The organism is Streptomyces muensis (genome assembly GCF_021474425.1).
In the GTDB taxonomy this organism is placed as follows: domain Bacteria; phylum Actinomycetota; class Actinomycetes; order Streptomycetales; family Streptomycetaceae; genus Streptomyces; species Streptomyces muensis.
Genome location: NZ_JAKEIP010000403.1, coordinates 1 through 5330 on the forward strand (window position 1 = coordinate 1; position 5330 = coordinate 5330).

Below are 5330 nucleotides of genomic sequence, written 5' to 3' on the forward strand. Positions count from 1 at the left end.
CACCCATCCGCCCGCAAGGCCCGGCCGCGCGTCCCCGGCCCGGGGCTGCGGGGGCGGGGGGGCGGGGCCGGTATTCCGCCCACTGGGGGGGCCCGTTCTGCGTGGGGGGTGGGGGGTCGTACGGTGGCGGGTCGCCGGGTCAGTCGAGACCCAGGGCGCCGGCCCAGATGTCGTACGGGACGCTGTCGGCGGGGGTGCCGGCGACGCCCTTCAACGGCAGGGGTTCGAGGCTCTTGCCGAGGTCGATGCGGTAGGCCACGACGGCCGTCGACACCGAGGAGGCCGTGCCGACGTACCAGACGGCGGTGTCGTCCTGGGTGGTGCCGGTCTTGCCGGTGACGCGTGGGGCCGAGGCGGCGGTGGCCGGATGGGCGAGGGCGAAGGCGTCCCGCAGGGCGGACTGGACCTGCTCGGCCACCTTCGCCGGCACCGCGCGCCGGGAGACGGGCTTCGCCAACCGCACCTGGGCGCCGTTGCGGGTGATCCGGGCCACCGAGTACGGCTCGACATGCGTGCCCGCGGCGGCGAACGTAGCGTACCCGCTCGCCATCCGGATCGCGCTGGGCGTGGCGCTGCCCAGGGACAGCGCCGGCACCTGCGGGCCGAAGCTGGAGCCGAGCAGTCCGGCCGCCTCGGCGGTCCGGCGCACCTTGTCCAGGCCGGTGTCCATGCCGAGCTGCATGAACGGTGTGTTCACCGACAGGGCGAGCGCCCTGTGCAGGCTGATCCGCCCGTGGTCCGCCCCGCCGTCGTTGCGGGCCTTGACCTGTTTGCCGCCGCGGTCCCAGTAGGGCCCCTCGGGCGTCATGACCGGGATGCCGTCGTCCCCGTCGTACAGCGTCTGCGACGTCACCTCGGTCGCCGCGCCCTCGCGGGTCTTGTGGACTCCGTGGTGGAGCGCGGCGGCGTAGACGAAGGGCTGGAAGGCCGAACCGGCGGGCACGGTGGTCGCGTTGGACTCGTTGTAGCCCTGCGTACGGTGGTCCGGGCCGCCGTGGACGGCGAGGATCCGTCCGTCGGCGGCGACCGAGGCGGCGCCGTAGTGCGCGGTCCTCGCCGTGGCCGGATGGTCCTTGCGCGCCTGCTCGCGGGCCTTGGTCACGGCGTCGGTGAGCGCGGTCTCCCGTTCACGGTCGAAGGTCGTGTAGATCTGGTAGCCGCCGAGGTCGAACTGCTGGTCCGACAGACGCGCGGCCTTCTTGGCGTACTGCGCGGCCAGCTCCACCAGGTAGTCGCTCTGCTTGCCGGTGTCGTAGGTCCGGCCCTGACGCAACGGCTCGGGGAACGTCCGGTACATCGCCCGCTCGGCCGGCGACAGCCTGCCGATGTCGACCATGCGGTCGAGGATCCAGGACCAGCGCTCCACCGCCCGCGCGTGGTTGGCCCCGCTCAGCGCGGGGTCGTAGAGGGCGGCGCCCTTGAGGAGGGAGGCGAGGAACGCGGCCTCGCTGACGTTCAGCTCCCCGACGTCCTTGCCGTAGTAGGCCTGGGCGGCGCGCTGCATGCCGTAGGTGCCGCGGCCGAACCAGCTGGTGTTGAGATAGCCCTCCAGGATGTCGTCCTTGCTCATCCGGTTGTCGAGCTTGAGGGCGAGCATGGCCTCGGTGAACTTGCGGCCCACCGAGCGGTCCTGGTTGAGGTAGACGTTCTTGACGTACTGCTGGGTGATCGTGGAGCCGCCCTGGGTGTCGCCCTCGCCGAAGGTGCGCCACACGGCGCGGGTGACGCCGCTGAGCGAGATGCCGGGGTCGGAGTAGAAGCTGGCGTTCTCGGCGGCGAGCACCGCCCAGCGGACGTCCTCGGGTATGTCCTTCAGCGGCATGTCCTGCCGCCGCACCCAGCCGGTACGGGCCATCGGCGTCCCGTCGGACCAGAAGTAGACGTTGTCCTGCTGGGTCGCGTACGAGTTGAGGTTCTCCGGGATGTCGGTGGCGGCGTACGCCGCGGTCAGGGCCGCGGTGGTCAGGCCGAGGAAGGTCAGTACGGCGCCGAGCCACTGCCGCCAGGACGGCACCCAGCGGCGCCAGCCGGTGCGGCCGGGGCGCGGGTACCGGGGGCGCAGGCGGGGTGCCCAGCGGGCGACGACCGCGCTCAGGCGGGGCGGCGCGGTGGGGCGGCTGGGTCTGCGGCGGTGACCGGGGGCCGGCGGTGGGGCGTCAGTGCGATCGGTGCGATCGGTGCGCTTGCTGCCGGATAAGTCCTCCTTGACCGTTCGCAATTGCACGGTCTCGTCCGGCGGGAGCGCGGGGACCTTCAACTGCATGGTCTCGTCCGGCTCCTGCCCAGCCCTGGTCACGGCTGCGCCCCTCCCCGCATTCGGTCGTGCCCGCGAGGAAGGGCATGGCCGCCGCGGTCAACGGCAGCGCGCCCCCTGTTCCCCCGGCCTTACGGCTCCTCGCGGCGATCGAAAACTATCAGTGCTCTTTTCAATTTCTCCACACTGGTATCGGACAGGGTCGAGCACAAACGGTCGCAGAGGGGTGTGTAACCGGTCAGGCCGATTAGTCTGTGGGCATGCCTCGCTATGAATACCGGTGCCGCAGCTGCGGTGACACGTTCGAACTGAGCCGTCCGATGGCGGAGTCGTCCGCGCCGGCGGCGTGCCCTGCGGGGCATGACGACACGGTGAAGCTTTTGTCGACGGTGGCTGTGGGTGGGACGGCCAGCGCCCCCGCGGCTGCGCCCAAGGCAGGCGGCGGGGGCGGTGGGTGTTGTGGTGGGGGCTGTTGCGGTTAGTCGCCTACGAGGGTGCCGCGTAGTGCCATCTTGCGGGTGCGGCCTCGTTGTGGCTTGTCGCGCAGTTCCCCGCGCCCCTAACGGGGCGCTCCCGTGCGGGTTGCTTTCAAGAACTCCCTCAGGATGCGCTCGCCCGCCAGTACCCCCCGCTCCGGCAGGGCGCTGATCGTCGGGGCCGTCCAGTTGGCGTCGGCCAGTTCGCCGTGGCCCGGGCGCCAGCCCTTGTCGGCGGCCAGGAGCAGGTCGGCGTCCAGCAAGGAGTCGCCCGCGGCCAGCGTGAGGTCCGCGCCGGTCCTGCGGGCGACCTCGTGCACGGCGGCGCTCTTGGTGAGGGGCTTGGGGACGGCGTAGATCTTGCGGCCCTGCAGGGAGACGGTCCAGCCGCGGTTCTCCGCCCATACCGCGAGCTCCTTCACCCACTCCTCGGGCAGCAGCTCGCGTTCGACGACGAGGTAGGCGAAGAGGTCCTCGGCGATGCGGTGCTTGCGCACCCAGGCCGGGGACGCCGTGGCCATCAGGTGGTCCTGGATCTCCGCGAGGGGCGCGCACTGTTCGGCGAGGCGGGCCTGGACCTGGGCGTGCCAGTCCGGGTCGGTGGCGCCGTCGACGAGCAGGTGGCCGCCGTTGGCACAGATCGCGTACTTCGGGGCGGGGCCCGGCAGGTTGATGCGCTGGTACTGCTTGCGGGTGCGGGTCGTCGTCGGTACGAAGACCGCCGTGTCGCCGAGGTCGGTGAGGAGCTGGGCCGCCGTCTCCGTCATGTACGACAGGGGCCGGGCCTCGTGCACCTCCACGCACAGCAGCCGGGGCGCCCGCGCGTCCGGCATGGTCAGGGCGAGGGCCGCGGCGGAGTAGATGAGCGTACGGTCGAGGTCGCTGGCCACCAGCACCGGCATCAGAGGTTCACCGCCCTGCCGTCGGCACCCGTCGCGCCCCGCGTGTACTTGGGGTGGATCAACCCCACGCAGGTGTACGGCAGTTCGGCCACCTCTTCCACCGGTACCCCTCTCTGTTCGGCAAGCAGTCGGACATGGTCCAGGTCGGCGCCGGCACCGGCCCGCGCCAGGATCTTCCAGGGCACCCGGCGCAGCAGCACCCGCGTGGTCTCGCCGACGCCCGGCTTGACGAGGTTCACGTCGTGGATGCCGTACTCCTCGCTGATGCGCTCGACGGCGGCCCAGCCCTCCCAGGTCGGCGCGCGGTCTGCGGACAGCAGCTCCTTGGCGGTCGCCTCGACGGCGTCCACGACCTCCGGGAAGCGGGCGGAGACGGCGTCCAGGAAGGCCACGGAGACGTCCGCGTCGGCGAGTTCGCGGTAGAACTTCGCTCCGTGGTAGTCGTGCGGGCCGACCAGGTCGGCGCGCAGGACGGTGCGCGAGATCAGCCCGGATACGGTCGAGTTGAGGCACGCGGACGGGATGAGGTAGTCGTCGCGGGTGCCGTACGTCCGTACGCACGAGCCCGGGTCGGCCAGTACGGCGATCTCCGGGTCGAAGCCGGTGATGCCGTCGGAGGCCTCGAACTCCCGTATCGCGTCGGCCAGTTCGCGGGTGATGGCGCCCTTGCCGGTCCAGCCGTCGACGAAGACGACGTCACGCGGGTCGTGGTGGGCGGCCAGCCAGCGCAGGGCGTTGGCGTCGATGCCGCGACCGCGCACGATGGACACGGCGTAGTGGGGCAGTTCGAGGCCGTGCCGGAACTGGGCCCAGCGGCGCATGAGGATGCCGACGGGGGTGCCGGCGCGGGCGAGGGAGACGAGCACCGGGCGCGGTGACCGCTCGGCGAGCACGAGTTCGGTGACGGCGCCGGCCGCCTGCGCCAGTCGTGCCGCGGTGTCCTCCAGTGCCGCGTGGAACAGGGCCTGGTACTGCTCACTCGGCTGGTACTCCACGGGCAGCGACTCCGCGTAGTGCGCGCCGCCGCTCTGGATGGCCTCCTCCCGTTCCTCGGTCGGCGCCTCCAGCGTCACGTCCGAGAGGTCCTGGAGCAGCCAGCCGACCTCTTCGGGGGCATACGAGGAGAAGGCGGGGCCGCGGAGGGGCTCGGGCAGCATCGGGGGCCTTTCGGGGCTGGCAGGGGGTGCGCCGGGGACGTACGACGGTACGACCGCGAGCAGGACGTGCGGGGTGTGGACGGCGAGTTGCGCCAACAGGCCCTCGGGGGCGTGCAGTTCGGGGGTGTCGGCGGCCGAGTCGACGACCGCTATGACGGCGTCGAAGTCGGCGCCGGCGACGTTGTAGGCGTAGCGCTCGCCGGGGCCGTCGGCCGGGGCGTCGTGGGCCGGGAAGGTCAGGCGGGTGCGTATCGCGTATCCGGGGTCGTCGACTGCGAGGACGGGGGACCGGGTGGTCGTCGAGAAACGCACGTCCACGCCTTCCGCGACCTGCTCCAGCTCCCGCGCGAGCCTGAGCGGGGCGTACATCAACTCTTCGAACCCGAGTACGTGCACACGCCGGGCCCCCTGGGGCAGCGCCTCCGCCAGGCGCGCGGCCATGCCAGGGAGCGCGGCCTCCAGCCGGGCACGATGCCGCGGGGTGAAGCCGTGCCGGCCCCCGTCGGGGAGGCCGGGGGGCCAGTGCAGGTCTATGCGGGTG

The 5330-nt window shown here is 72.2% G+C and carries 4 protein-coding genes; 1 reads left to right on the forward strand and 3 read right to left on the reverse strand.

The features are described from left to right. Window positions 1–139: 139 nt before the first annotated feature. Window positions 140–2296, reverse strand: a complete 2157-nt coding sequence (locus L0P92_RS41815) for a transglycosylase domain-containing protein (RefSeq protein WP_372497425.1) — start codon at window positions 2294–2296, stop codon at window positions 140–142. 218 nt (window positions 2297–2514) lie between these two features. On the opposite strand from L0P92_RS41815, the gene L0P92_RS41820 reads away from it, so the two are divergent. Next, complete coding sequence (locus tag L0P92_RS41820; RefSeq protein WP_234768366.1) at window positions 2515–2736, forward strand: FmdB family zinc ribbon protein; 222 nt, start codon at window positions 2515–2517, stop codon at window positions 2734–2736. Window positions 2737–2813: 77 nt separating this feature from the next. Here L0P92_RS41820 and L0P92_RS41825 read toward each other — a convergent pair whose 3' ends face one another. Both L0P92_RS41825 and L0P92_RS41830 read right to left on the reverse strand, forming a co-directional pair. Beyond that, a complete protein-coding gene (locus tag L0P92_RS41825; protein ID WP_234768367.1) occupies window positions 2814–3632 on the reverse strand; it encodes an HAD family hydrolase in 819 nt (272 codons plus the stop codon). Further along, window positions 3632–5330 (reverse strand): cysteine protease StiP domain-containing protein (locus L0P92_RS41830; protein WP_234768368.1); only part of this gene is annotated, 1699 nt, incomplete at its 5' end. The genes L0P92_RS41825 and L0P92_RS41830, both read right to left, overlap by 1 nt.

What these genes read in the sequence shown, in the direction of transcription:
- L0P92_RS41820 (WP_234768366.1), top strand. Translation starts at nt 2,515, where the DNA reads ATGCCTCGCTATGAATACCGGTGCCGCAGCTGCGGTGACACGTTCGAA.
- L0P92_RS41825 (WP_234768367.1), bottom strand. Translation starts at nt 3,632, where the DNA reads ATGCCGGTGCTGGTGGCCAGCGACCTCGACCGTACGCTCATCTACTCC.